Source organism: Bacillus sp. CGMCC 1.16607, assembly GCF_042683745.1.
In the GTDB taxonomy this organism is placed as follows: domain Bacteria; phylum Bacillota; class Bacilli; order Bacillales; family Cytobacillaceae; genus Pseudoneobacillus.
Genome location: NZ_JBHUJX010000021.1, coordinates 41,259 through 66,290 on the forward strand (window position 1 = coordinate 41,259; position 25,032 = coordinate 66,290).

General features: G+C 38.5%; 25 protein-coding genes, 2 rRNA genes and 2 other annotated features. All 27 genes read right to left on the minus strand.

What is annotated here, in order from left to right; genetic code table 11:
* Positions 1-61 precede the first annotated feature (61 nt).
* Positions 62-3,622, minus strand: coding sequence for a DNA-directed RNA polymerase subunit beta (rpoB, locus tag ACFSO7_RS14855; protein ID WP_377878116.1), 3,561 nt, complete (start codon positions 3,620-3,622; stop codon positions 62-64).
* Positions 3,623-3,864: 242 nt separating this feature from the next.
* Positions 3,865-4,473: a class I SAM-dependent methyltransferase gene (locus tag ACFSO7_RS14860; RefSeq protein ID WP_377878117.1), complete on the minus strand. Its 609-nt coding sequence runs from the start codon at positions 4,471-4,473 to the stop codon at positions 3,865-3,867.
* A gap of 99 nt (positions 4,474-4,572) precedes the next feature.
* Positions 4,573-4,935: a 50S ribosomal protein L7/L12 gene (gene rplL / locus ACFSO7_RS14865; protein ID WP_377878118.1), complete on the minus strand. Its 363-nt coding sequence runs from the start codon at positions 4,933-4,935 to the stop codon at positions 4,573-4,575.
* Between the two features lie 55 nt (positions 4,936-4,990).
* Positions 4,991-5,491 carry a 50S ribosomal protein L10 gene (gene rplJ / locus ACFSO7_RS14870; protein WP_377878119.1) on the minus strand — a complete coding sequence of 167 codons (501 nt, stop codon included), beginning with the start codon at positions 5,489-5,491 and terminating at the stop codon, positions 4,991-4,993.
* A 34-nt stretch (positions 5,492-5,525) separates the two neighbouring features.
* Positions 5,526-5,672: a sequence feature (ribosomal protein L10 leader region), on the minus strand.
* 48 nt (positions 5,673-5,720) lie between these two features.
* On the minus strand, positions 5,721-6,419 hold the full coding sequence (gene rplA / locus ACFSO7_RS14875; protein WP_377878120.1) for a 50S ribosomal protein L1: 699 nt from the start codon (positions 6,417-6,419) through the stop codon (positions 5,721-5,723).
* Positions 6,420-6,530: 111 nt separating this feature from the next.
* Positions 6,531-6,956: a 50S ribosomal protein L11 gene (gene rplK / locus ACFSO7_RS14880; protein WP_192654866.1), complete on the minus strand. Its 426-nt coding sequence runs from the start codon at positions 6,954-6,956 to the stop codon at positions 6,531-6,533.
* 173 nt (positions 6,957-7,129) lie between these two features.
* Positions 7,130-7,663: a transcription termination/antitermination protein NusG gene (gene nusG / locus ACFSO7_RS14885; RefSeq protein ID WP_377878121.1), complete on the minus strand. Its 534-nt coding sequence runs from the start codon at positions 7,661-7,663 to the stop codon at positions 7,130-7,132.
* 264 nt (positions 7,664-7,927) lie between these two features.
* Positions 7,928-8,110 (minus strand): preprotein translocase subunit SecE, encoded by a 183-nt coding sequence (gene secE / locus ACFSO7_RS14890; protein ID WP_377878122.1) that lies wholly within the window; start codon positions 8,108-8,110, stop codon positions 7,928-7,930.
* 60 nt (positions 8,111-8,170) lie between these two features.
* Entirely contained in the window at positions 8,171-8,320 is a 150-nt protein-coding gene (gene rpmG, locus ACFSO7_RS14895; RefSeq protein WP_377878123.1) for a 50S ribosomal protein L33, read from the minus strand.
* Between the two features lie 77 nt (positions 8,321-8,397).
* A complete protein-coding gene (sigH, locus tag ACFSO7_RS14900) occupies positions 8,398-9,075 on the minus strand; it encodes an RNA polymerase sporulation sigma factor SigH (RefSeq protein WP_377878124.1) in 678 nt (225 codons plus the stop codon).
* A gap of 45 nt (positions 9,076-9,120) precedes the next feature.
* Positions 9,121-9,630: an NYN domain-containing protein gene (locus tag ACFSO7_RS14905; RefSeq protein WP_377878125.1), complete on the minus strand. Its 510-nt coding sequence runs from the start codon at positions 9,628-9,630 to the stop codon at positions 9,121-9,123.
* A 2-nt stretch (positions 9,631-9,632) separates the two neighbouring features.
* On the minus strand, positions 9,633-10,376 hold the full coding sequence (gene rlmB, locus ACFSO7_RS14910; protein ID WP_377878126.1) for a 23S rRNA (guanosine(2251)-2'-O)-methyltransferase RlmB: 744 nt from the start codon (positions 10,374-10,376) through the stop codon (positions 9,633-9,635).
* Entirely contained in the window at positions 10,373-10,798 is a 426-nt protein-coding gene (locus tag ACFSO7_RS14915) for a Mini-ribonuclease 3 (protein WP_377878127.1), read from the minus strand. Before ACFSO7_RS14915 ends, rlmB begins: the two co-directional genes overlap by 4 nt.
* Before the next feature lie 3 nt (positions 10,799-10,801).
* Positions 10,802-12,199, minus strand: coding sequence for a cysteine--tRNA ligase (gene cysS, locus ACFSO7_RS14920; RefSeq protein ID WP_377878128.1), 1,398 nt, complete (start codon positions 12,197-12,199; stop codon positions 10,802-10,804).
* A complete protein-coding gene (gene epsC, locus ACFSO7_RS14925; protein WP_377878129.1) occupies positions 12,189-12,836 on the minus strand; it encodes a serine O-acetyltransferase EpsC in 648 nt (215 codons plus the stop codon). The genes cysS and epsC overlap by 11 nt, the downstream gene beginning before the upstream one ends.
* Positions 12,837-12,905: 69 nt before the next feature.
* Positions 12,906-13,133: a binding site (T-box leader), on the minus strand.
* A gap of 200 nt (positions 13,134-13,333) precedes the next feature.
* On the minus strand, positions 13,334-14,785 hold the full coding sequence (gene gltX, locus ACFSO7_RS14930; RefSeq protein WP_377878130.1) for a glutamate--tRNA ligase: 1,452 nt from the start codon (positions 14,783-14,785) through the stop codon (positions 13,334-13,336).
* A 90-nt stretch (positions 14,786-14,875) separates the two neighbouring features.
* Positions 14,876-15,352, minus strand: coding sequence for a 2-C-methyl-D-erythritol 2,4-cyclodiphosphate synthase (gene ispF / locus ACFSO7_RS14935; RefSeq protein WP_377878131.1), 477 nt, complete (start codon positions 15,350-15,352; stop codon positions 14,876-14,878).
* 19 nt (positions 15,353-15,371) lie between these two features.
* Positions 15,372-16,058 carry a 2-C-methyl-D-erythritol 4-phosphate cytidylyltransferase gene (gene ispD, locus ACFSO7_RS14940; protein WP_377878132.1) on the minus strand — a complete coding sequence of 229 codons (687 nt, stop codon included), beginning with the start codon at positions 16,056-16,058 and terminating at the stop codon, positions 15,372-15,374.
* 17 nt (positions 16,059-16,075) lie between these two features.
* Complete coding sequence (locus ACFSO7_RS14945) at positions 16,076-17,161, minus strand: PIN/TRAM domain-containing protein (RefSeq protein ID WP_377878133.1); 1,086 nt, start codon at positions 17,159-17,161, stop codon at positions 16,076-16,078.
* A gap of 230 nt (positions 17,162-17,391) precedes the next feature.
* Positions 17,392-18,465, minus strand: coding sequence for a DNA integrity scanning diadenylate cyclase DisA (gene disA / locus ACFSO7_RS14950; protein WP_377878134.1), 1,074 nt, complete (start codon positions 18,463-18,465; stop codon positions 17,392-17,394).
* A gap of 3 nt (positions 18,466-18,468) precedes the next feature.
* Positions 18,469-19,848 carry a DNA repair protein RadA gene (gene radA / locus ACFSO7_RS14955; RefSeq protein ID WP_377878135.1) on the minus strand — a complete coding sequence of 460 codons (1,380 nt, stop codon included), beginning with the start codon at positions 19,846-19,848 and terminating at the stop codon, positions 18,469-18,471.
* A gap of 115 nt (positions 19,849-19,963) precedes the next feature.
* On the minus strand, positions 19,964-22,402 hold the full coding sequence (gene clpC / locus ACFSO7_RS14960) for an ATP-dependent protease ATP-binding subunit ClpC (RefSeq protein ID WP_377878136.1): 2,439 nt from the start codon (positions 22,400-22,402) through the stop codon (positions 19,964-19,966).
* A 21-nt stretch (positions 22,403-22,423) separates the two neighbouring features.
* On the minus strand, positions 22,424-23,488 hold the full coding sequence (gene mcsB, locus ACFSO7_RS14965) for a protein-arginine kinase McsB (protein WP_377878137.1): 1,065 nt from the start codon (positions 23,486-23,488) through the stop codon (positions 22,424-22,426).
* Between the two features lie 2 nt (positions 23,489-23,490).
* A complete protein-coding gene (gene mcsA / locus ACFSO7_RS14970; protein WP_377878138.1) occupies positions 23,491-24,039 on the minus strand; it encodes a protein-arginine kinase activator protein McsA in 549 nt (182 codons plus the stop codon).
* Positions 24,040-24,067: 28 nt separating this feature from the next.
* On the minus strand, positions 24,068-24,529 hold the full coding sequence (locus tag ACFSO7_RS14975; RefSeq protein ID WP_377878139.1) for a CtsR family transcriptional regulator: 462 nt from the start codon (positions 24,527-24,529) through the stop codon (positions 24,068-24,070).
* Between the two features lie 210 nt (positions 24,530-24,739).
* Positions 24,740-24,855: ribosomal RNA gene (gene rrf / locus ACFSO7_RS14980) — 5S ribosomal RNA — on the minus strand.
* Positions 24,856-24,934: 79 nt separating this feature from the next.
* Positions 24,935-25,032: ribosomal RNA gene (locus tag ACFSO7_RS14985) — 23S ribosomal RNA — on the minus strand; the annotation flags it as partial.

Consider the following 25,032-nt stretch of genomic DNA (forward strand, 5'->3'; position numbering starts at 1 on the left):
ATTAATCGGCGCTACTCCGTTCTTTCTAGAGCGGAGTAGCTACCAATAAATGAAAGAGGATTTAGTCTTTTATACTTACAGTTTCTACTGAGATTTCAGATTCAGGAGCAATCGTAAAAGATTCTGCCTGTTGAATGTCATCATCATCTTCTGTATCTCTCATTTCGATTTCTTCATCGTTTCCGGAAAGAATTTTAACATCCATACCTAAACTTTGAAGCTCTTTTATTAATACTTTAAATGACTCAGGGACACCTGGCTCAGGGACATTTTCACCTTTTACTATCGCTTCGTATGTTTTCACACGACCGACAACATCATCCGATTTTACAGTTAGAATTTCTTGCAATGTATATGCAGCACCATATGCTTCAAGTGCCCATACTTCCATCTCACCAAAACGTTGTCCACCGAACTGAGCCTTACCACCAAGTGGTTGCTGCGTTACAAGCGAGTAAGGACCAGTAGAACGAGCATGAAGCTTATCATCAACCATGTGCGCTAGTTTAATCATGTACATGACCCCAACGGATACACGGTTATCAAATGGTTCTCCTGTACGGCCATCATAAAGGACAGTTTTCGCATCACGAGCCATACCTGCTTCTTCAATGGTTGACCATACATCTTCCTCACGAGCACCGTCAAATACCGGAGAAGCTACGTGAATATTAAGATAACGTGCGGCCATTCCAAGATGAAGCTCTAATACCTGACCGATATTCATACGAGATGGAACCCCTAATGGATTTAACATAATATCAACAGGTGTACCATCAGGTAAATACGGCATATCTTCTTCCGGTAAAATACGGGAAATTACCCCTTTATTACCGTGTCGTCCAGCCATTTTATCACCTTCAGAGATTTTACGTTTCTGAACAATGTAGGCACGTACTAATTGGTTTACTCCTGGAGGTAATTCGTCACCATCTTCACGATTGAAGACTTTTACATCTAGAACAATACCACCACCACCATTTGGAACACGTAAGGAGGTGTCACGTACTTCACGAGCCTTTTCACCGAATATAGCATGTAATAGACGTTCTTCTGCTGTTAATTCAGTCACACCTTTAGGAGTAACCTTCCCAACAAGTAAATCTCCATCTTTTACTTCAGCACCAATTCGAATGATACCTCGCTCGTCTAAATTTCGTAGAGCATCTTCACCGACATTCGGAATGTCACGTGTAATTTCTTCTGGCCCTAGTTTTGTATCACGAGATTCTGATTCGTATTCTTCAATATGAATCGAGGTATATACATCATCCTTCACTAGTCTTTCACTCATGATGATGGCATCCTCATAGTTATAACCATCCCAGTTTAGGAAGGCTACAAGAACGTTACGTCCTAATGCCAATTCACCCAGTTCCATTGATGGACCATCTGCTAAAATTTCACCTTTTGTTACTCTATTACCTACAGCAACAATTGGTCTTTGATTATAGCAAGTTCCTTGGTTAGAACGGATAAATTTAAGCATACGATATTTATCTAGGTCGCCCTTAACTTCTTGACCATCTACTTCTTTTACACGACGGACCCATACTTCACGTGCTTCCACATGTTCGACAATTCCATCATGTTTACAAATAACCGCAGCACCCGAGTCTTTACCTGAAACGTATTCCATTCCAGTTCCTACTCTTGGAGCTTCTGGTTGCATTAACGGAACTGCTTGACGCTGCATGTTCGCTCCCATTAAGGCACGGTTGGAGTCGTCATTTTCTAAGAATGGGATACAAGCGGTAGCTGCAGATACAACCTGCTTAGGCGAAACATCCATATAGTCAATTCGATCTCGATTGACTACGACGTTTTCATCCCTAAAACGAGCTACAACATCTTCATCTAAGAATGAACCGTCATCAGATAGAAGTGAGTTCGCCTGTGCGACAACATAGTTATCTTGTTCATCAGCTGTTAAATAATCAATTCGAGAAGTCACTTTACCTGTATCAGGGTCAATACGTCTATATGGTGTTTCGATAAATCCAAAGCGATTTACTTTTGCATATGACGACAAAGAGTTAATCAATCCAATGTTTGGACCCTCTGGTGTTTCAATCGGACACATACGACCATAATGCGAATAGTGAACGTCACGTACTTCAAATCCAGCGCGTTCACGTGTTAAACCACCTGGTCCTAATGCAGATAAACGACGTTTATGAGTTAACTCGGCTAATGGATTCGTTTGATCCATGAACTGTGATAATTGTGAACTACCAAAGAACTCCTTAATAGAAGCAATTACTGGACGTATATTAATTAATTGCTGTGGAGTGATAGTTGCCGTATCTTGAATAGACATTCTTTCTCTAACAACCCGTTCCATACGAGATAACCCAATACGGAATTGATTTTGTAGAAGTTCACCTACAGAACGTAGGCGACGATTACCTAAATGATCGATATCATCTGTGTCGCCAACCCCATGTAATAGGTTAAAGAAATAACTAATGGAAGCCATGATGTCTGCAGGCGTAATATTTTTCACCTGTTCCTCAATATAGGCATTTCCAATTACATTGATTACCTTTTCATTATCATCATGCGGAGCATAGATTTTAATGGACTGTAAAGTAACTGCGTCTTCAACGACCCCACCTACAGGCTGTGTCGTCTTATAACCAATATGATTGTTTTCTAAGAAAGGTAGAATTTTATCAAGAGTACGACGATCTAAAATCGTACCTTTTTCAACGATAATTTCACCTGTTTCTGGATCAACAAGCGTTTCTGCTACACGCTGACCAAACAAACGATTTTTTATATGAAGCTTTTTATTAATTTTATAACGTCCTACACTCGCTAAATCATAGCGCTTAGGATCAAAAAATCTTGAAACTAATAAGCTTTTTGCATTCTCTACTGTCGGCGGTTCTCCTGGACGTAGACGCTCATAAATTTCCAATAATGCTTTTTCAGTGCTTTCTGTATTGTCTTTGTCTAATGTATTGCGAAGATATTCATTATCTCCAATCAATTCGGTGATTTCCTGATCAGAGCCGAACCCGAGAGCACGCAAAAGAACCGTAACGGGTAGTTTCCGGGTACGATCGATTCTAACATATACTACATCTTTCGCATCTGTCTCATATTCAAGCCATGCACCACGATTAGGAATAACCGTAGCGGTAAAACCTTTTTTACCGTTTTTATCAACTTTCCCACTGAAATATACACTTGGCGAACGAACAAGCTGAGAAACGATAACACGTTCAGCCCCATTGATCACAAATGTACCTGTTTCAGTCATCAAAGGGAAATCCCCCATGAAAACATCCTGGTCTTTTACTTCACCAGTTTCTTTGTTGATAAGACGCACTTTCACACGTAATGGTGCCGAATATGTGACATCTCGTTCTTTTGATTCCGCAACGGAATATTTTGGTTCGCCAAGACTGTAATCAATAAATTCTAGCGATAGATTACCAGTAAAGTCTTCAATTGGTGAAATATCCTGAAACATCTCACGCAAACCCTCATCAAGAAACCACTGATAGGAAGAGGTTTGGATTTCAATTAAATTTGGTAATTCTAAAACTTCACTGATACGCGCATAACTTCTTCGTTGGCGGTGTCGTCCATATTGAACTAGTTGTCCTGTCAACTGATTCACCCCTCAAATCAAGCGTTATTATTACATCTATTAAATCTTATAGTTGCAAAAATCATGCATCCATAAGACAAAAAGAAAAAGGGTTTTTAAGCAAAAAAACCACATTTCCACATTTACACTATTATTTTAATAGCATTCCCCGTTAAACCAAAATTATACAAAGATTGTTTAATTTAGCATTTTTCCAGAGTATACTTTGTTGGCATTTTATAATGCTAACATAGGGGTATTACTTACGTCAAATGTTTTGTTGCCTTAATGATAAAATAGCCTTTTTTCTTCTCTACGACCTCAACTTCAGAAAAAATCTCTTCTAATTTCTCAATCGCAGAAGGTGCTCCCTGTTTCTTTTGAATCACAACCCACAATTCACCTTGAGGTACTAAGTGATGGTAGCTTTGTTCCAAAATTTGATGAACCACTTTCTTGCCCGCCCGAATTGGTGGATTGGTCAAGATTGCAGCAAAGTTATCTGTAACCACTTGGTCCAAACAATAACTTTCATATATAGAAACATTTGAGATTTGATTTAGCTCAGCATTCTCTTTTGCTAAATGAAGTGCTCTTTCATTTACGTCTACCATATGTACTTTACGACCAGAATCAGCATTCGCTATTGAAAGGCCAATTGGACCATAACCACAACCAACATCAAGTATGTCCCCACCTATTTCTGGAAAAATAAAAGTTTCAACTAATAATCTTGATCCAAAATCAACCTCTGCCTTTGAAAATACACCATTGTCTGTTGTAAATCGAAATGAACGGTCTCTTAGTTTAAAACTCCAGTTTCGCGGACTACTTTCAACTTGTTGCTTTTTGGAATAGTAATGTTCAGTCATCTTTTACCACCTCCAAAGATATGATAGAAGTGTAATGAGGATTTAAATTTTTACTAGAGGAAAAAAGCCCGCCTAATAGCGAGCTTTTTCATATTTGAATTACTTAACTTCAACGTTAGCTCCAACTTCTTCAAGTTTAGCTTTGATATCTTCAGCTTCTTCTTTAGAAACGCCTTCTTTAACTGGCTTTGGAGTGTTGTCAACAAGGTCTTTTGCTTCTTTAAGACCAAGACCAGTGATTTCACGTACAACTTTGATAACTTTGATTTTTTGGTCGCCTGCAGAAGCAAGAACAACGTCAAACTCAGTTTTTTCTTCAGCAGCAGCAGCACCGCCACCAGCCACAACAGCTACAGGAGCAGCTGCAGTTACACCAAACTCTTCTTCGATTGCTTTTACTAGGTCGTTTAATTCTAAAACAGTCATAGATTTAACTGCTTCAATGATTTGTTCTTTAGTCATGATAAGATTTCCTCCTTAAATTTTGTTTTAATATGATAATACCGATAAGGTCAGCTTACGCGCCTTGTTCTTCTTTTTGATCTGCCACCGCTTTTGCAACAAGTGCAAGGTTGCGGATAGGAGCTTGAAGAACGCTGAGTAACATAGATAGTAAACCTTCGCGTGATGGAAGTTCAGCAAGAGCTTTAACTTCTTCAACAGTTGCGATGTTTCCTTCGATGACACCAGCTTTAATTTCAAGTGCATCATTCTTTTTCGCAAAATCGTTTAGGATTTTCGCTGGTGCTACTACATCTTCATTTGAGAATGCGATAGCATTAGGGCCTGTTAAAGCCGCATTTAAACCTTCTAACCCAGCAGCTTCTGCTGCACGGCGAGTCATAGAGTTTTTGTAAACTTTGAAATCGATCCCTGCCTCACGTAATTGCTTACGAAGTTCAGTTACTTGACCAACTGTTAGTCCACGGTAATCAACAACAATAGTTGATTTACTGTTTTTTAACTTGTCTGCGATTTCATCGACGATTAATTTCTTTGATTCGATAGCGCTGCTCATCTATAACACCTCCTGTAGATTTGCTACATTTATACCGAGCATATAAAAACCTCCATGCTGCATTTGTAGACATGGAGGCAGATAAAAGAGTCGTAATTAAACGAACTTAATTCTATCAATAACCTCGGTAGGATTTTTAAGCGTTAGCCCCTACTGTCTACGGTACAAATGTTATATATTTTCAAACAACAAAATTAATTATAATCAGTTGTTTAGCGATTGTCAATTATTATTTTACAGTTACAGATGAAGGGTCTACTTTCACACCAGGTCCCATCGTTGAAGTAACAGTTACGTTCTTCATGTAAGTACCTTTTGCTGCAGCAGGTTTCACTTTAACCATTGTTTCAAAAACTGTATTGAAGTTTTCAACTAGCTTTTCGTTTTCGAAAGATGATTTACCGATTGGAACGTGGATGTTTCCAGCTTTATCAACGCGGTATTCAACTTTACCAGCTTTAATTTCATTTACAGCTCTTGTTACATCAAATGTAACTGTGCCTGTTTTAGGGTTTGGCATTAAGCCTTTAGGTCCTAATACACGACCTAATTTCCCTACTTCACCCATCATGTCAGGTGTAGCAACGATTACATCAAATTCAAACCAACCTTGTTGGATTTTGTTGATGTATTCAGCATCGCCAACATAGTCTGCACCAGCTGCTTCAGCTTCTTTCACTTTTTCACCTTTAGCAAAAACTAAAACGCGTTGAACTTTACCAGTTCCGTTTGGAAGCACAACTGCTCCACGGATTTGTTGGTCAGCTTTCTTAGGGTCTACTCCTAAACGGAAAGCTACTTCTAAAGTTGCATCGAATTTCGCAAAGTTTGTTTTCTTTGCAAGTTCAATTGCTTCTCCAATTGGATAAGCTTTTGTACGATCTACAAGCTTTGCAGCTTCTAAATACTTTTTACCTTTTTTAGCCATTTTAAAATCCTCCTAAAATGTGGTTTTAACGGATTTACCTCCCACGAATAAAGGTTGCGAAGTGAAACTTAGTTCGCCCCCGCAACCCCAATCAAACAACAAAACACAAGATTAATCTTCGATTACAATACCCATGCTGCGAGCAGTACCTTCAACCATACGCATAGCTGCTTCTACGCTTGCTGCGTTAAGGTCAGGCATTTTCTGTTCAGCAATCTCGCGTACTGTATTACGCTTAACTGTTGCTACTTTATTACGGTTTGGTTGTCCAGAACCAGACTGGATTCCAGCTGCTACTTTTAATAATACTGCAGCAGGAGGAGTTTTCGTAATAAATGTAAATGAACGGTCTTCAAAAACCGTAATTTCAACAGGAATGATTAAACCGGCTTGATCAGCTGTACGAGCGTTAAACTCTTTACAGAATCCCATGATATTAACACCTGCTTGACCTAGTGCAGGACCAACCGGTGGCGCTGGATTAGCTTTTCCAGCAGGAATTTGTAATTTAACAACTTTAATTACTTTTTTAGCCACGAGACACACCTCCTTAAAGTCCGTGATGTGGTAATAGGGTTTTACCCTCCCACTCAACAATTTTCTTTATATAAAAATAAAGAACTTTTACAAATTTGTCCAGTCTCATTTCCGAGACATACTGACCTATGAAATATTAACATTTTTTTAATTTGATTTCAAGTTTTTTTGGGTTATATTTTTTCAATCTGTGTAAAATCAAGCTCAACTGGAGTGTCACGACCAAACATATTCACTAATACTTTCAGCTTCGCTTTATCTTTATCCATCTCTTCAATTGTACCTGTGAAGTTTGCAAATGGACCTTCTTTCACCTGAACGGTTTCCCCAATCGTAAAGTCAAAGTCGATACGTTTTTCTTCTACACCCATGCGTTTTAAAATAACAACTACTTCCTCCGGCAAAAGCGGTGTTGGTTTTGAACCAGAACCCGCTGAACCAACGAAGCCCGTTACACCAGGTGTATTACGAACCACATACCAGGAATCATCCGTCATCACAATTTCTACTAATACATAACCTGGAAATACTTTTCTTTTTACAATTTTCTTTTTGCCGTTTTTAATATCTGTTTCTTCTTCTTCCGGAACGACAACTCTGAAGATCTTATCTTGCATTCCCATCGATTCTACACGCTTTTCGAGGTTTGCTTTTACTTTATTCTCATATCCAGAGTACGTGTGAACAACATACCAATTTTTTTCCATTCAAGAGGACTAAATTGTCCTTCCCTCCCTATCGTTGAAATAAATTTAGTGTTAATATTTCGCTTTTAAAAAATGTCTAGCGCAAGCACGCTAGTCCCGACGTACAGGATGTCCTAGTGTCGACAATGCAACAGGACATCGCGTTTTTGTCGACCTCAGATCATAAGCCGCTTCCGCTTTTCTTGTCCAAATGAAAAAACCCGCTAAACGGGCTTTACACGGTTTGTCTCATTCTTTTTCCATTATACCATAACCTGCCATCGGTTATTCAAGGATCAGACGAATTAACTCAGAAATCCCTAAATCCAAAACCGCAAAAAAGATTGCAAATAAAGTAACTGTTGCCATAACCGTAATTGTATAATTAGTCATCTCTTTACGCTTGGGCCAGCTAACCTTCTTCATTTCGCGAACAACATCACGGAAAAAATTTACTATGCGTTGCATTTATTAACCCCCAAACCACCATAATACAATGATTTCTTTTTCATTTTATATCTATTGTTTTTACTTTGTTTCTCGGTGAATACTATGTTTATTACAAGTAGAACAGAACTTTTTTAGTTCAAGTCTTTCAGGTTGAGTTGCTTTATTGCTCACTGTTGTATAGTTCCGCGAACCACAATCTACACAAGAAAGAACCACTTTTTTATTCATCCTGACACCTACTAATATCCTTAATTATATCCTTAAAAATGTAACATGTGAGTTAAGGGTTGTCAATAACACGTACATTACAATGAAAACTCACGAATCTCGAGGTATCTTTCTAATTTACGTTTTACGCGTTGAAGAGCATTGTCAATGGATTTAACATGCCTGTTTAACTCTTCTGAAATTTCTTGATATGATTGCCCATCTAAATAAAGGGCTAATACTTTTCGTTCCAAGTCACTTAATAATTCGGCCATCTTAAATTCAATCTGATCAAACTCTTCTTGACTGATAATGAGCTCTTCTGGATCCATTACTTTCGCCCCTGATATCACATCCATTAGAGTTCGATCAGATTCTTCATCATAAATAGGCTTATCTAAAGAAACATAGGAATTGAGAGGAATATGTTTTTGTCTAGTCGCTGTTTTAATAGCGGTAATAATTTGCCGGGTAATACAGAGTTCAGCAAATGCTTTAAATGAGGTAAGCTTGTCCTCTTTAAAGTCACGGATTGCTTTATAAAGTCCGATCATCCCTTCCTGTACAATATCCTCTTTATCCGCACCAATCAAAAAATACGATCTAGCCTTTGCACGAACAAAATTACGATATTTATGTATGAGGTAATCTAACGCTTCGCTTTCACCTTTATGGACCAAATCAACAATTTCTTCATCTTCTAGGTGGGAATATTTTTCGTTGATTTTTGTTCTTAAGTCAACACTCACACTAGATCCCTCCGACTGTAAAAGCATAGATAGCAATATTATACAGTAAGGTTTTTCCAAGCGTCAAGAGAGTCACTGCTGTCCTCTGCGCCATTTTTCGAAAATTTCTGCCACTTCATCACTAAGCTTAATTTTCGAAAGCGGGCGTTGCTCCTGAATTTTCTGAACGCTCTTTTCAATTTTTTTATCAATGGATTGGACTTCAATTAATAATTCCCTTGCTGACTTTCTTAAGGCTCCTTGTCCAAAAATTGACCATTGCTCGGTAAAGTCGGAGGTTGCAACATGAATTTGTGTTTTTCGATTATTCAATTGAATGGCTAGCTTCTCAATTCGCTCATCCGCTGTTTCATTTTCTTTCGTAAAAATAATATCAATTTTATAATTTCGGTATTTCTTCTCTGTTCCTTGGACAAAATGAGCATCAAAAACGATAATGACCCGATATCCAGTAAAGGCTTGGTACTCCGCCATCATCTCCACTAAACGATCTCTCGCAGCGGGAAGATCCTTGTCCCTTAACGCTCGTAGCTCTCCCCAAGCCCCGATCATGTTATATCCATCAACAATGAGGATATCCATGCTTATCCCTCTATCGGTTGTCTTTTTCGATATACCTCATACATTAGAATGGCTGCTGCTACAGAAGCATTTAAGGACGTAACATGACCTGCCATAGGAAGATGAAATAGAAAATCACATTTCTCACGAATGAGTCGTCCCATTCCTTTTCCTTCACTGCCTATGACTAAACCTAGCGGCATACTTGCATCCATTCTCCGGTAATCATCACTGCCTTTTGCATCCGTTCCTGCTATCCAAATGCCTCTTTCCTTTAGTTCATCGATAGTTCTTGCCATATTTGTTACCCTTACGACAGGAATATATTCGATAGCACCTGTTGAAACCTTTGCTACCGTTGCGGTTAATCCCACAGCTCGACGCTTCGGAATAATAATTCCATGTGCCCCCACTGCATCTGCTGTTCTCATGATAGAGCCCAAATTATGCGGGTCTTCAATTTCATCTAATATGAGAAAGAAAGGGAGTTCGTTTCTTTTTTCTGCCAAATTAAATAAATCATCCAGCTCTGAATATTGATAAGCAGCTACGTGAGCAATAACCCCCTGGTGATTCCCGTCGTTCATTTGATCAAGCTTTTTCTTCGGAACAAATTGAATGATCACATTATTTTCTTTTGCAAGTTCGGTAATCTGAAGCATTGGGCCTCTTTGCAATCCCTCTATAATATAAATTTTATTAATATCTCGACCTGATTTTAATGCTTCCAAAACTGGATTTTTACCAATGACGTATTCTTCGCTCATTCTACTTTTCCTCCTTCCTTTTCTTCTATAAATGTAAAGATGAATTGGATCATTTCCTCTAACCGATTGATACTATTTGATAAATATAGATAGCCAATTAATGCTTCAAAGGCTGTTCCATACCGATACGTTTGAACATCCGTATTTTTCGGAATCGAACCAGACTTTGCATTTCTCCCCCGCTTCACCACCGCTATTTCATGTTCTGTTAAGTATCCCTCATCTAGCAGATGAAATAATAAACTCGCTTGTGATTTTGCTGAAACAAATTTTGTCGCTTCCCGATGAAGCTGATTGGGCTTCACCTTACCCTTTTGTAATAGGTGATGACGGACATATGTTTCAAATACGGCATCACCCATATAAGCAAGGGCAAGACTATTTAATTGTTTTTCATCAATTTTCTCATCATATGGAAGCATCCTTTAGCCTCTTTTCCAACGGGTGCCTTGAGGTGTATCTTCCAAAATGATATTCATCTCTTTTAATTGATCGCGTATTTGGTCAGATAATGCGAAGTCTCGATTTTTCCTTGCATCAATTCTTTTTTGGATTAACGTTTCAATTTCCTCATCAAGTAGCTCAGCTTGTTTCAGTTCCAGACCGAGTACCCCAAATAATTCTTCAAATTCTTTCCTAAAGACATCAATAACTTCAACGGAGGTATTTTTCTCTAACAAATAATAATTGGCCAGCTTTGAAAGTTCAAAGAGCACGGACACCGCATTTGCTGTATTAAAATCATCATCCATTGCTTCGATAAACTGTTCTTTTAATTCCGCTATTTTTTCTAACCATTCTTGCTTTTTCGGATTTAAATCAGCACTTATTTCACGGCGATGAGTTAAATTCTGATAGGATGTTTGAATTCGGTCAAAAGCAGCTGCCGTATTTTCTAATAGTTCCTCGCTATAGTTAATCGGGTTGCGATAATGAACAGATAGCATGAAAAATCTTAATACTTGCGGGTTATGCTTTTGAATAATATCGTGCACTAAGACAAAGTTCCCAAGTGACTTAGACATTTTTTCATTATCGATATTAATATAACCATTATGCATCCAATAACGTGCAAGCTCTTTTCCAGATAAGGCTTCGGATTGAGCGATTTCATTTTCGTGATGAGGGAAAGATAAATCCTGCCCACCTGCATGAATATCAATTGAATCTCCCATGAATTTCTTAATCATCGCCGAGCATTCGATATGCCAACCTGGTCGACCAAGCCCCCAAGGACTTTCCCAAGAAATTTCCCCTTCTTTCGCTGCCTTCCAAAGGGCGAAATCTAGACCATCCTGCTTTTTCTCTCCAACTTCAATCCTTGCTCCAAGTCGAAGTTCATCAACAGATTGATGTGACAACTTCCCATATTCATCAAATTTTCTTGTACGGAAGTATACATCACCCTCGGACTCATAAGCAAAATCCTTTTCTATTAGCTTTGCAATGAACTCGATGATAATATCCATTGTTTCCATCACTCGCGGATGTACATCCGCCTTTCTGCAGCCTAATGCCGATACATCAGCAAAATAGGCTTCAATAAAACGATCCGCGATCGTTGGTACATCTTCCCCTAATTCATTTGCTACACGAATAAGCTTATCATCAACATCTGTAAAATTAGAAACGTACTGAACTTCATATCCTCGGTACTCAAAATATCTTCTCACTGTATCGAAGACGATCGGTGGTCTTGCATTACCGATATGAATAAAGTTATACACGGTTGGACCGCATACATATATCTTTACCTTTCCTTCTTCGAGCGGGACAAATTCTTCTTTTTTTCTCGACATTGTATTATATATTTTAATCGCCATTTACTTTGCTCCTTTCTAATGTTGATTCCTTTAATGTTTCAATTTCGTATTCTAATTCTTTTAATCGGTCATTGATTGGATCCGGTAGATCACAATGATTCAAATCTTTACCAATTCGAATTCCATCCTGAATAACGACTTTGCCTGGAATGCCAACGACTGTCGAATTTGGAGGAACATCTTTTAGGACAACTGATCCAGCACCTATTTTAGAATTCTCTCCAATCGTAATCGAACCTAATACTTTTGCACCAGTAGCAATTAACGCATTATCCTTAATCGTTGGATGCCGCTTACCTTTTTCTTTCCCTGTTCCACCTAGAGTGACCCCTTGGAAAACTGTAACATTGTCACCAATTTCACACGTTTCACCGATGACAACTCCCATTCCGTGATCGATAAAAAATCGGCGACCAATGGTTGCACCAGGATGAATTTCTATTCCTGTGAAAAAGCGACTTATTTGAGAAATCAATCGGGCCAAAAAGAAAAATCTTCGTTTATAAAAGGCATGCGCAATCCGATGAGCCCAGATCGCATGTATACCAGAGTAAGTTAAAATTACTTCTAAATAACTTCTTGCCGATGGGTCCTGTTCAAAAACAACTGCAATATCTTCTTTTATTGTTTTAAACATACCGCTTCCCTCCTTTCTGGTGCTTTATAGATTGAATATTTCCAAAAATAAAAAGCGCCCCTGTCCGAAGACAGAGACGCTTGTTAGACGCGGTTCCACTCTGATTAGATGATTAAATAAATCATCTCGCTTAAAACCTAATAACGGTAGGCTCCGCTCTAATTTACTTGGAAAGATCCGTTTAATTAGAGACTCTGAGGGGCACTTCAAAAAATGAGGGACTTAAACCACTTTCAGCCGGTGATGGTTCTCTCTTTTAAGCTTCATTTTTCTACTTTTCCTCATCAACATTTTTCTCATATTTTTATTGTCTAGCGCAAGTGTCAAACGGCTAGTGAATTGGCCTTCTCCTCCTTACGATAAGTCAACATCGAACGCTCGCGCTCGTTCGTGTTTCCTTTATCTCATACGGAGCGGTCCAATTCATACGCCGCTAAACGGGCGCTTCCGCTTTTCTTAATTACTCTTACTATATTACATTTTGATTCATATGTTAACTAAAATTGTCTTAAACGTTGAAGAACTTTTTCTTTCCCTAATAATGAGATTGCTTCTGGCAAGTCTGGACCATGAGTTTGACCTGTTGTCGCTACTCGTATTGGCATAAAGAGATTTTTACCCTTTTGACCGGTTGATTTTTGAACAGCCTTCATGGCAGATTGAATTTCAGCTGCTTTAAACTCGATTAAGGCTTCTATTTCTTGTGCAAAGGCTTGTAATACTTCTGGAACTTGCTCACCCGCTAATACATCTCTTGCCTCTTCCTCATAGCTCACTTCATCTTGGAAGAAAATTTCTGTTAACGGAACAATTTCTGCTCCAAAACTCATTTTTTCTTGGAAGAGAGCAATTAATTGGCGTGCCCATTCCTTTTGCTCATTGGAAAGTTCATTTGAAAGACGTCCAGATTTTATTAAATGCGGAAGAGAAATCTCCACTAATTTATCCAATTCAAGCTTTTTAATGTATTGGTTGTTCATCCATGTAAGTTTATTTTTATCAAATAATGCTGGAGACTTTGAAAGACGATTCGCATCAAAGATTTCAATAAACTCATCCTTTGTGAATAGCTCTTCTTCTCCAGACGGCGACCATCCTAATAAAACGATGAAATTAAATAGAGCTTCAGGTAAATAGCCTAACTCTTCGTATTGCTCGATGAATTGGATAATACTTTCATCACGTTTACTTAGTTTTTTGCGACTCTCATTTACAATTAATGTCATATGGCCATATTGAGGAACTTCCCATCCAAGTGCTTCAAAGACCATTAACTGTTTTGGAGTGTTTGAAATATGGTCATCTCCACGTAACACGTGAGAGATCTTCATTAGGTAATCATCAATCGCAACGGCAAAATTATAAGTCGGGATTCCGTCCTTTTTTACCATTACCCAGTCACCAATACCATCAGACTCAAAAGAAACATTGCCTTTTACCATATCGTCAAACTCATATACTTTATTTGCAGGAACCATCAAACGAATACTTGGCTTACGTCCTTCTGCTTCATAAGTAGCGCGTTGTTCTGCAGATAAATGACGACATTTACCAGAATATTGAGGGTTTTCCCCTTTGGTCATTTGGGCTTCCCGCTCCGCTTCTAATTCCTCTTCTGAACAATAGCATTTATACGCTTTTCCTTGTTCTAAAAGCTGTGAATAGTACTCTTCGTATATATCGTTACGTTCTGATTGACGATAAGGACCATACTCTCCCCCTACATCAACACTTTCATCCCAATCGATCCCAAGCCAATTTAAATATTTCAGCTGACTTTCCTCGCCGCCTTCGATATTTCGCTTTTGATCTGTGTCTTCGATGCGGATAATAAATTTACCGCCTTTATTTCGTGCATATAAATAGTTAAATAGAGCAGTACGAGCATTACCTATATGTAAGTGGCCAGTCGGACTTGGCGCATAACGAACACGAATTTCATTTGACATATGTGGTGAACCTCCTCATTAGAAAAACGCAATATATGGCTTCTAGCCAATGGAATCTATTTTATCATGTCTTACCTTGAATGAATAGAATCAAACTTTCTGTAGCAACACAGCTACTTGCGAGGCAATACCTTCTCCACGTCCAGTGAAGCCAAGCTTTTCTGTTGTCGTTGCCTTCACATTTACTTGATCCTCGGACGATTCTAGCAATTCAGCAATTCTTTCACGCATTTGCGGAATATAAGGAGCCATTTTCGGTTTTTGAGCAATAATTGTACAGTCAATATTGACTAGCCTATATCCTTTTTGTTTCACGAGACCCCAAACATGGATTAACAATTTTGCCGAGTCTGCATCTTTAAATTCCGGATCTGTATCGGGAAAATGTTTGCCGATATCTCCTTCACCGATCGCTCCTAAACATGCATCCGCAACGGTATGTAAAAGAACATCTGCATCTGAATGTCCTAATAAGCCTAATTCATAAGGAATCGTTATACCGCCAATGATAAGTGGTCGATTTTCTGTTAGTTGATGCACATCGAATCCTTGTCCAATTCTGTACATATGTAAGCTCCCTTCAAAGCTAAAGCTGATTTTTTTCGTTTAATATCGCCTGAGCAAAATGCAAATCCTCAGGTGTAGTTAACTTTATATTATGATAATCACCTTCGATAATGGCTACTTTCTCCCCTAAATACTCCACTAAACTAGCATCATCTGTTCCTAAAAACATGTTTTTATTCGCATAAACATGGGCATCGAGCAACAAGGAAACGCGAAAAGCTTGTGGGGTTTGTACTGCCCACAAGCTAGAACGTTCCACTGTTTCCATTACGATTCCGTTTTTCACTTTTTTAATAGTATCCTTAACAGGTACCGCAACAACGGCAGCACCTATTTGATTGGCAGATTCCACTAATTGACCAATTAAAGCCTCATTGATAAACGGTCTTGCCGCATCATGGACAAGAACGATTCCATTTTGATCGACTTTTTGCAAGGCATGATACACACTATTCTGGCGTTCTTTGCCACCGATGACAAAGGTTATTTTCTTTTGAATATCAAATTTCTTTACATAAGAGGTCATTTCAGATTGGTCATCAGGATGTATAGAAAGGTAGATTTCACGACATCTATCATCTTGCTCAAACACCTGTAAAGTATGAATAAAGACAGGAATTCCTTGTAATTCAATAAAAAGCTTATTCTTTCCCGCACCCATTCTTTTCCCTTTTCCTGCCGCTGGAAGAATGACTTGATACTCCATAAAATAACCCCAATTCACTATAATGCTTTCTCTAATAATTTCGGTTTTGCGAAGATCATTCTCCCCGCTGAGGTTTGTAATACACTTGTCACTAAGACATCAATGCGTTTGCCGATATACTCACGACCATCTTCCACAACTATCATCGTTCCATCGTCTAAATAAGCCACACCTTGATGATGTTCTTTCCCATCTTTAATGACTTGTACACACATTTCTTCTCCTGGTAAAACTACAGGCTTTACCGCATTAGCTAAATCATTGATATTTAATACACCCACATTTTGAAGCTCACACACTTTATTTAAATTAAAGTCATTCGTAACAACCATACCACCCGTTACTTTTGCTAACTTTACAAGTTTACTATCTACTTCAGAAATATCTTCAAAATCGCCTTCATAGATTTCCACTTTTACAGCAAGTTCTTTTTGAATTCGATTTAGTATATCAAGGCCTCGTCTTCCGCGGTTTCTCTTTAATGCATCTGAAGAGTCTGCAATATGTTGTAATTCCGCAAGCACAAATTGTGGAATTACAATCGTACCTTCTAAAAATCCTGTTTGGCATATATCAGCCACTCGACCATCGATAATGACACTTGTGTCCAATATTTTCAAAGAATGACTGGCTGACTTTTCTTGTTCCTCTTCTACAGTCTTCTTTTTATTTCGATTACTAAACAAATTCAGTAACTCATCTCGTTTTTTCGTCCCTACTTGAAACCCCAGGTATCCGAATAAAAGGGTAAGTAGTATAGGAGCAACTGTATTTACAATAGGCACTTGAATCGCATTGAGAGCGAATCCAATTAAAAACGCCACAAATAAACCGAATACTAGTCCAACACTACCAAAAATAACATCAGTAATGGGAATCTTTAATAACGATTCTTCTACCCATTTTACAAACTCCACTACATAGTCAATTGCCCAAAAAGTAATAAAATAAAAAATAATTGCACCTAATAATGCCGTTATATATCCATTATTAATTAGAGGAATGTCCAGAATTTTAATAAAGTCAATTAAATAAGGAAGCAAAAATATCCCTAGTGTCCCTCCAATAATAAGGAAGCAAGCTTGAATTACACGTTTTAACATTCCTTCACCTCCTTCTACTCATTATAAACAATTTCAACTGTTTGAAACCTATATTCTACGATAATTTAATCTGTTTGTTACCATACTGAAACATCATTGTGACAAGAAGATTTGTTTACTAAAAGTGGAAATTCCCCTTCTCCTTCTAAGGTTAGCACCGCTAATTTAAAGAGTCAAACAATAGGGGTAAATCCCTTATAATTTTGAAATCTGTACAATCTTACACACCTTTATAACTGTCTGTCGGCAAACAATTGTTCTTTGATTAACTGGAGACCCTCTTTAATTTTTCTGGCACGAACTTCCCCAATCCCTTCTACATCATCTAATTCCTCCACGGAAGCTACGACAATTTTAGGTAAATGTTCATACCGATTAATCAAATTCTCGATAATTACTAATGGTAACCGAGGGACTTTATTTAACATTCGATAGCCTCTAGGACAAATAAACTCATCTAAATGGATATATCCGGAATGTCCTAATTGTTTGAGGAAAAAGGAGTCCTCAATCACTTCTTCATTGGACATTTCCTGTAACTTACATAGCACTTGATGTGGATCCAATTTTCGTTCAAAGGAATAATCCTTTATTAATAGAGCCGCTTCCTTTTCCATATCTGCTAATAGTTCATTCATTTGAAGGTAGATTAATCTCCCTTCCGTCCCTAGCTCATTTAAATAATTTAATAACTCATTTTTTATCCGTAATACCATCTCGACCCTTCTTAATGCTTGAAGGACATCACCAAACGTGACTAATTCCTCAAACTCTAGAATTCCAAGATTCGTTATGCTTTGTTCAAGAACAAGCTTATATTTTTCTAAAGTTTGTAATGCTTGATTCGCTTTTGCCAAAATGACGGCAATATCCTTTATCGTATAACGAAAGTTACCTTGATACAGGGTGATGACATTTCTGCGCTGAGAAATAGCAATTACCAAGACTTTTGATTGCTTAGCCACTCTCTCAGCTGTACGATGACGCATTCCGGTTTCAGATGATGGAATAGATGGATCTGGAGCAAGTTGGGCGTTGGCAATTAATATTTTATTTCCTTGTTCATTTAATATTATTGCCCCATCCATCTTTGCAAGTTCATATAAAAAGCTAGGAGTGAAAATACAATTTACTTGGAAGCCACCATCGACCATACTTTTTACCTTATCGTTGTAACCAAGTACGATGAGCCCACCTGTGTTCGCACGGAGGACATTATCAATTCCATCACGAATGGGCGTACCGGGGGCAACAAAATGCAGGACTTCACTTTTTATTTTTTCACTTAGCTTTTTATGATCCATCTGTTATCCTCCTAAAGTTGCTTTTAGTGCCTGACCAACAGTTGAAACACCAATTAATTCTATGCCGTTAGGAGCCTTCCACCCGCCTAGATTATTTGCCGGTAATATAACCCGCTCAAAACCTAGTTTGGCTGCTTCCTGCACTCTTTGTTCAATTCTAGATACCCTTCTTACTTCTCCAGTTAAACCGACTTCTCCTATAATGCAATCCGTTGGTCTTGTAGGCTTATCATGAAAACTCGAGGCAATGCTTACGGCAATGGCCAAATCAATAGCTGGCTCATCGAGTTTTACCCCTCCGGCTACTTTTAAATAGGCATCTTGATTTTGCAGTAGCATCCCCACCCTTTTTTCAAGAACAGCCATTAATAGCGGGACACGGTTATGGTCGATTCCCGTCGCCATCCTTCTGGGATTGCCGAAGCTAGTCGGTGATATTAGAGCTTGAACCTCTACTAAAACAGGACGAGTCCCTTCCATTGACGCTACTACCGTTGAGCCCGCTGCCCCTTGAGACCTTTCCTCTAAAAAAATTTCTGATGGATTTTCTACCTCTTCAAGCCCTGCTTCTTTCATTTCAAAGATTCCCATTTCATTGGTGGATCCAAAGCGATTTTTCACAGCTCTTAATATCCGATATGTATGATGTCTTTCACCTTCAAAATAAAGAACCGTATCAACCATATGCTCTAAGAGCCTAGGGCCAGCAATGGAACCTTCTTTCGTCACATGCCCGACAATAAAAATAGCAATCCCTTTTGTTTTTGCTATTCTCATTAGCTCGGCCGTACATTCCCTCACCTGAGACACACTCCCCGGAGCAGAAGTCACATTGGGATGGAAAACGGTTTGAATCGAATCAACAATCACAAAGTTTGGACTCATTTCTTCTATTGTTTGATTAATAGACTCTAGATTGGTTTCCGAATAAACTAGCAAGTTTTCAGAAATAACCCCTAAGCGATCCGCCCGTAGCTTCGTTTGCCTTAAAGATTCTTCTCCAGAGATATATAGCACACGGTGTTGATGAATCGCCAATTGGTTTGAGACCTGTAGTAAAAGGGTTGATTTTCCAATCCCAGGGTCTCCTCCAATTAAGACAAGGGAACCACGGACAACCCCTCCTCCAAGGACGCGATTTAATTCATTTAAGTCCGTTTTTACACGAGGCTCTGACACTGTTTCAATCGATGTAATGGGAGTGGCCTTCGACATCGCTTGATGATTTCCAGAGTGAGTAAATGCTCCTCTTCTAGCTGGAACACTTCTCTCAATTTCTTCAACCATCTTGTTCCATTCTCCACAACCAGGGCACTTCCCCATCCACTTTGCCGATTCATAACCACATTCTTGGCACATAAATTTAGTCTTTTGCTTTGCCATAATTTACCCCTCTCTTTAAATTACCTAGTTCCTGCGGTTTTTATGATTATTATTTTAATAAAGTGAAAAGAAAGAAGGTACACGAAGTAAATAAACCCGTGTACCTCTTGTTTATTTAATTTACTTCAGTTGGCTGGGCGGTTTTGACGACAAATTCTCCCTCTTCTACATCGATCAATACCTTATGATTTGTTAATAAATTTCCTTTTAATAATTCCTCAGATAATCGATCTTCAATATGTTTTTGGATGGCACGACGCAATGGGCGAGCACCATACTCAGGGTCATAGCCTTCTTCAGAAATTTTTTCTTTCGCAGACTCCGATAATTCAATATCGATATGCTGCTCTTTTAAACGTTTCACTAATTGATCCGACATTAATGTAACAATTTCCTTCAAATGCTTCTTCTCTAAAGCATGGAAAACAATCATCTCATCAATACGGTTTAGGAACTCTGGGCGGAATGCCTTTTTCAGCTCTTCCAATACTTTACCCTTCATATCCTTATAATCCTGTTCACCATCTTGGATGTTAAATCCAACGTATTTATTACGTTTGAGTGATTCAGCTCCAACGTTTGATGTCATAATTAGAACAGTATTTCTGAAATCTACGGTTCTTCCTTTCGAATCAGTCAAGCGTCCATCTTCTAATACTTGTAAAAGGATATTAAAGACATCTGGATGCGCCTTTTCAATCTCATCTAGAAGAATGACCGAATATGGCTTTCTCCGCACCTTTTCCGTTAATTGTCCACCTTCCTCATAACCTACATACCCAGGAGGCGAACCAACAAGACGGGATGTCGAATGCTTCTCCATATATTCGGACATATCAATCCGAATCATCGCATCTTCGTCACCAAACATGGCCTCAGCTAACGCACGACCAAGCTCCGTTTTACCAACACCTGTTGGACCTAAGAAAATAAACGAGCCAATAGGACGTTTAGGATCTTTTAATCCGGCACGAGCGCGACGAACAGCTTTCGAAATTGCTTTAACAGCCTCTTCTTGACCAATCACACGAGAATGAATGATTTCTTCAAGCTTTAATAATTTATCCGTTTCTGTTTGAGCTAATCTTGATACTGGAATTCCAGTCCAGCTTGAAACGACATTTGCGATATCTTCAACTGTTACTTCACTATTTTCTTTCCCTTGCTTTTCTTTCCAATTTTTCTTCGTTTCTTCTAATTTTTCTCTTAAGCGTTGCTCCGTATCACGAAGGGAGGCAGCTTTTTCAAATTCCTGACTTTGAACGGAAGCATCCTTTTCTTTTCTTACCTCTTCCAGCTTCAACTCTAATTCTTTAAGGTTTGGAGGGGTTGTATACGAACGAAGTCGGACCTTAGAACCTGCCTCATCAATTAAATCAATCGCCTTATCTGGTAAGAAACGGTCTGAAATATATCGGTCAGAAAGCTTAACTGCCGCCTCAATCGCTTCATCTGTAATTGAAACGCGGTGATGGGCTTCATATCTATCACGTAATCCTTGTAAAATTTGCACCGATTCCTCCATTGTTGGTTCATCGACACGGATTGGTTGGAAACGTCTTTCTAATGCAGCGTCTTTCTCAATGTATTTACGGTATTCATCCAGTGTTGTTGCACCAATACATTGCAATTCACCACGGGCTAAAGATGGTTTTAAGATGTTGGACGCATCGATTGCACCTTCTGCCCCACCTGCACCAATTAATGTATGGAGCTCATCAATAAACAGGATAATATTTCCTGCTTGGCGAATTTCATCCATTACCTTTTTTAAACGATCCTCAAACTCACCACGATATTTTGTACCTGCTACTACCGTTCCCATATCTAATGTCATAACTCGTTTATCACGCAAAATTTCTGGAACTTCGTTATTCACAATTTGTTGAGCCAACCCTTCAGCAATTGCTGTTTTTCCTACCCCTGGCTCCCCAATAAGTACTGGATTATTTTTTGTACGTCTGCTTAATACCTCGATCACCCGTTGTATTTCCTTACTTCTACCAATAACAGGATCTAGGCTACCTTCGCGGGCAATCGCCGTTAAATCACGGGCTAAACTGTCCAATGTTGGAGTGTTAGCACTTGCCGATGCCCCGCCTTGATGTCCACCAGAGTCATTGCTTCCTAATAATTGTAGAACTTGCTGACGGGCCTTGTTTAAACTTACCCCAAGATTATTTAATACTCTTGCAGCAACACCTTCACCTTCACGAATAAGGCCTAATAGAATATGCTCTGTTCCAACATAGGAATGACCAAGTTTTCTCGCTTCATCCATTGAAAGTTCAATTACTTTTTTGGCTCTTGGCGTATAGTGAACAGTTTGAGAAGTATCCTGCCCTTTCCCAATTAAGGTTTCTACTTCTTTTTGGATTTTTTCTGAGCCGAGTCCTAGTGCATAAAGTGCCTTAGCGGCAATACCATCGCCTTCACGTACTAATCCCAATAAAATATGTTCTGTACCAATATTATTATGTCCTAGTCTAATCGCCTCTTCTTGGGCTAGAGCTAATACTTTTTGGGCTCTTTCTGTAAATCGTCCAAACATCATAGTTTCATCCTCCTATCGGTATCACTTTTCCATTTTTAGCCTTTCTCTTATCAGTGTTGCACGTCTTATATCCCTTTCATTCGGGCGAAGTGCCCCTCCTGCGTATTGTTGAAGGAAACCTGGTTGAGTTAATATCATTAATTCATTTAAAATATTTTTAGAGATATCTTTTATATACCCCATATCGATCCCTAACCGCACATCAGACAAGCAACGAGCGGCTTCTTTAGATTCAATAATTCTACTGTTAGACAAAATTCCAAATGAGCGGAAGACTCTGTCTTCTAATTGTATGTTAGAAGTTTTGGCTAATGCGTCTCTCGCGTCTCTTTCCTGAGAAATTAGTTGACTGACAACACTTATCAAATCTTCCACAATATCTTCCTCAGATTTTCCTAGGGTAATTTGATTGGATATTTGAAAAATATTACCTAATGCTTCGCTACCTTCCCCATAAATTCCTCTAACCACTAGTCCAAGCTGATTTATTGCAGGTATGATACGATTCATTTGATGGGTTAAAATTAAGCCAGGCAAGTGCATCATCACAGAAGCTCTTAATCCAGTTCCTACATTTGTTGGACAACTCGTCAAGTAACCATGCTTTTCATCAAAAGCATAAACTACATACTGCTCAAGTAAATCATCCATTTGATTCGCTAATTGCAAAGCCTCGACTAATTGCAGACCTGGGAATAAACATTGTATTCGAATATGATCTTCTTCGTTTAACATAATACTTATTTCTTCATTTTCGGAAAGAAGACATGCCCCGTGTGCAGAATCCTCTGCTAAATGTGGACTAATTAAATGCTTTTCTACCAATACTCTTTTATGAAGAGGTTGTAATTCATTCATTTTTAACATTTCTATCGGACCAATTTGTGAAAAATCGTTCCGTGTTACCATTTCATCCATTGTTTGAATGATGGCAGAAGCTTCTTCATTATTTGAAAGTGTGGGAAATTTATAATCTTGAAGGTTTCTGGCAAGTCGTACTCTTGAACTCAGAACAATGTCAGAGTTAGGTCCCTCCGCACTCATCCAAGAGCTTATTGCCTGATTCAAAAACTTTTCAAGTGACACTTCTATTCGCCTCCTTCATGAACTTCGCTCAATGTTTTTTCTAGAGAACGAATTTCATCCCGAATGATAGCTGCACTCTCAAATTCCTCTTTCGCTATTAGATCTTTTAATCGATATTTCTTCTCTTCTAATTCTTTTCTCAAACGGATATTGCCACCAACCTTTTTCGGTATCTTTCCATTATGGCTCCAATTCCCACTGTGAAGTCTTCTCAAAATTGGCTTTAGTTGATCTTTAAAGGCGTGATAACAATTCGCACATCCAAAGCGACCTACTTTTACAAACTGCGGAAAGGTCATGGAACAATGATTACATTGTAATATCTCTTCTTTATGAAAGGCATCCTTCTTTGGTTGTGGAAAAGCATGATCAACATTTAGTAGTCCTGCTAATAGGTTATGAATAGGAAAGGCGGATGTACCATTCATAATAAACATCTCACCCTTTTCTTGGGCGCATTTTTCACATATATGAATTTCCGTTTTCTCTCCATTCATGATTTTGGTAAAATGCAGGGTTGCCGGTCTTTGATTACACTCCTGACAAATCATGATTATCACCACTCCAGCTTACTTTAATCTATTTATATTTTAATGTAGTTAACATGGCTTTAAGCATTCTGGCACGTAATTCATCCCTATAAGGTAGATCAATGTATAAAACAGAGCGATCAATGACGCTTAACATAATTTTCGCTTCACGATTATTAATCACTTCTTCCCCAACTAGGCGATAAATGACGTCCTCTGCACTACTTTGGCTTATACGCGTTGCAAATAAAGATAATAGTTGATCAATTAAATGGGCATGATCATCCGTTTGGACTTTCATAATCCGTATATAACCACCACCACCACGTTTACTTTCCACAATATATCCTCTTTCAATTGTAAAACGAGTATTGATTACGTAATTGATTTGGGACGGAACACATTGAAATTTATCTGCGATTTCGCTACGTTTGATTTCAACTAAATCAGAATCGCTTATATCTAACACTTGCTTTAAGTAATTTTCAATGATGTCAGAGATATTCCTCATCTATCCACCTCCTCATCTGACTTTGACTATATTTGACTTTAATTATACATGAAAGAAGAATGAACTTGCAACGATTCTACATGTACTTATTTTCTCCAAATTTAAATAAGCTGAAACCTTGTCTAGTGAAGTTATTTGGTATTGTGAGGGTGATGGGCTGGAATTTATCTAACAAAAAAAGAACAACCACATATGGATTGTTCTTTTTTTGCCTGGCGACGTCCTACTCTCACAGGAGGAATCCTCCAACTACCATCGGCGCTGAGAAGCTTAACTTCCGTGTTCGGTATGGGAACGGGTGTGACCTTCTCGCCATCGCCACCAGACTGTATTCATTTGTGAGGTTTGTTCCCTCAAAACTAGATAATATAGAAGAAGAAGAAGTAAAACAAGTTTGCCTTAAAATTGGTTAAGTCCTCGAACGATTAGTATCAGTCAGCTCCACACGTCACCGCGCTTCCACCTCTGACCTATCAACCTGATCATCTTTCAGGGTTCTTACT

Excerpts from the sequence above, each read along its gene's own strand:
- ACFSO7_RS14860 (WP_377878117.1), bottom strand. The coding sequence starts at position 4,473 with ATGACTGAACATTACTATTCCAAAAAGCAACAAGTTGAAAGTAGTCCG.
- rplL (WP_377878118.1), bottom strand. The coding sequence starts at position 4,935 with ATGACTAAAGAACAAATCATTGAAGCAGTTAAATCTATGACTGTTTTA.
- rplJ (WP_377878119.1), bottom strand. The coding sequence starts at position 5,491 with ATGAGCAGCGCTATCGAATCAAAGAAATTAATCGTCGATGAAATCGCA.
- rplA (WP_377878120.1), bottom strand. The coding sequence starts at position 6,419 with ATGGCTAAAAAAGGTAAAAAGTATTTAGAAGCTGCAAAGCTTGTAGAT.
- nusG (WP_377878121.1), bottom strand. The coding sequence starts at position 7,663 with ATGGAAAAAAATTGGTATGTTGTTCACACGTACTCTGGATATGAGAAT.
- secE (WP_377878122.1), bottom strand. The coding sequence starts at position 8,110 with ATGCAACGCATAGTAAATTTTTTCCGTGATGTTGTTCGCGAAATGAAG.
- rpmG (WP_377878123.1), bottom strand. The coding sequence starts at position 8,320 with ATGAATAAAAAAGTGGTTCTTTCTTGTGTAGATTGTGGTTCGCGGAAC.
- sigH (WP_377878124.1), bottom strand. The coding sequence starts at position 9,075 with ATGCTTTTACAGTCGGAGGGATCTAGTGTGAGTGTTGACTTAAGAACA.
- ACFSO7_RS14905 (WP_377878125.1), bottom strand. The coding sequence starts at position 9,630 with ATGGATATCCTCATTGTTGATGGATATAACATGATCGGGGCTTGGGGA.
- rlmB (WP_377878126.1), bottom strand. The coding sequence starts at position 10,376 with ATGAGCGAAGAATACGTCATTGGTAAAAATCCAGTTTTGGAAGCATTA.
- ACFSO7_RS14915 (WP_377878127.1), bottom strand. The coding sequence starts at position 10,798 with ATGCTTCCATATGATGAGAAAATTGATGAAAAACAATTAAATAGTCTT.
- cysS (WP_377878128.1), bottom strand. The coding sequence starts at position 12,199 with ATGGCGATTAAAATATATAATACAATGTCGAGAAAAAAAGAAGAATTT.
- epsC (WP_377878129.1), bottom strand. The coding sequence starts at position 12,836 with ATGTTTAAAACAATAAAAGAAGATATTGCAGTTGTTTTTGAACAGGAC.
- gltX (WP_377878130.1), bottom strand. The coding sequence starts at position 14,785 with ATGTCAAATGAAATTCGTGTTCGTTATGCGCCAAGTCCGACTGGCCAC.
- ispF (WP_377878131.1), bottom strand. The coding sequence starts at position 15,352 with ATGTACAGAATTGGACAAGGATTCGATGTGCATCAACTAACAGAAAAT.
- ispD (WP_377878132.1), bottom strand. The coding sequence starts at position 16,058 with ATGGAGTATCAAGTCATTCTTCCAGCGGCAGGAAAAGGGAAAAGAATG.
- ACFSO7_RS14945 (WP_377878133.1), bottom strand. The coding sequence starts at position 17,161 with ATGTTAAAACGTGTAATTCAAGCTTGCTTCCTTATTATTGGAGGGACA.
- disA (WP_377878134.1), bottom strand. The coding sequence starts at position 18,465 with ATGGATCATAAAAAGCTAAGTGAAAAAATAAAAAGTGAAGTCCTGCAT.
- radA (WP_377878135.1), bottom strand. The coding sequence starts at position 19,848 with ATGGCAAAGCAAAAGACTAAATTTATGTGCCAAGAATGTGGTTATGAA.
- clpC (WP_377878136.1), bottom strand. The coding sequence starts at position 22,402 with ATGATGTTTGGACGATTTACAGAAAGAGCCCAAAAAGTATTAGCTCTA.
- mcsA (WP_377878138.1), bottom strand. The coding sequence starts at position 24,039 with ATGATTTGTCAGGAGTGTAATCAAAGACCGGCAACCCTGCATTTTACC.
- ACFSO7_RS14975 (WP_377878139.1), bottom strand. The coding sequence starts at position 24,529 with ATGAGGAATATCTCTGACATCATTGAAAATTACTTAAAGCAAGTGTTA.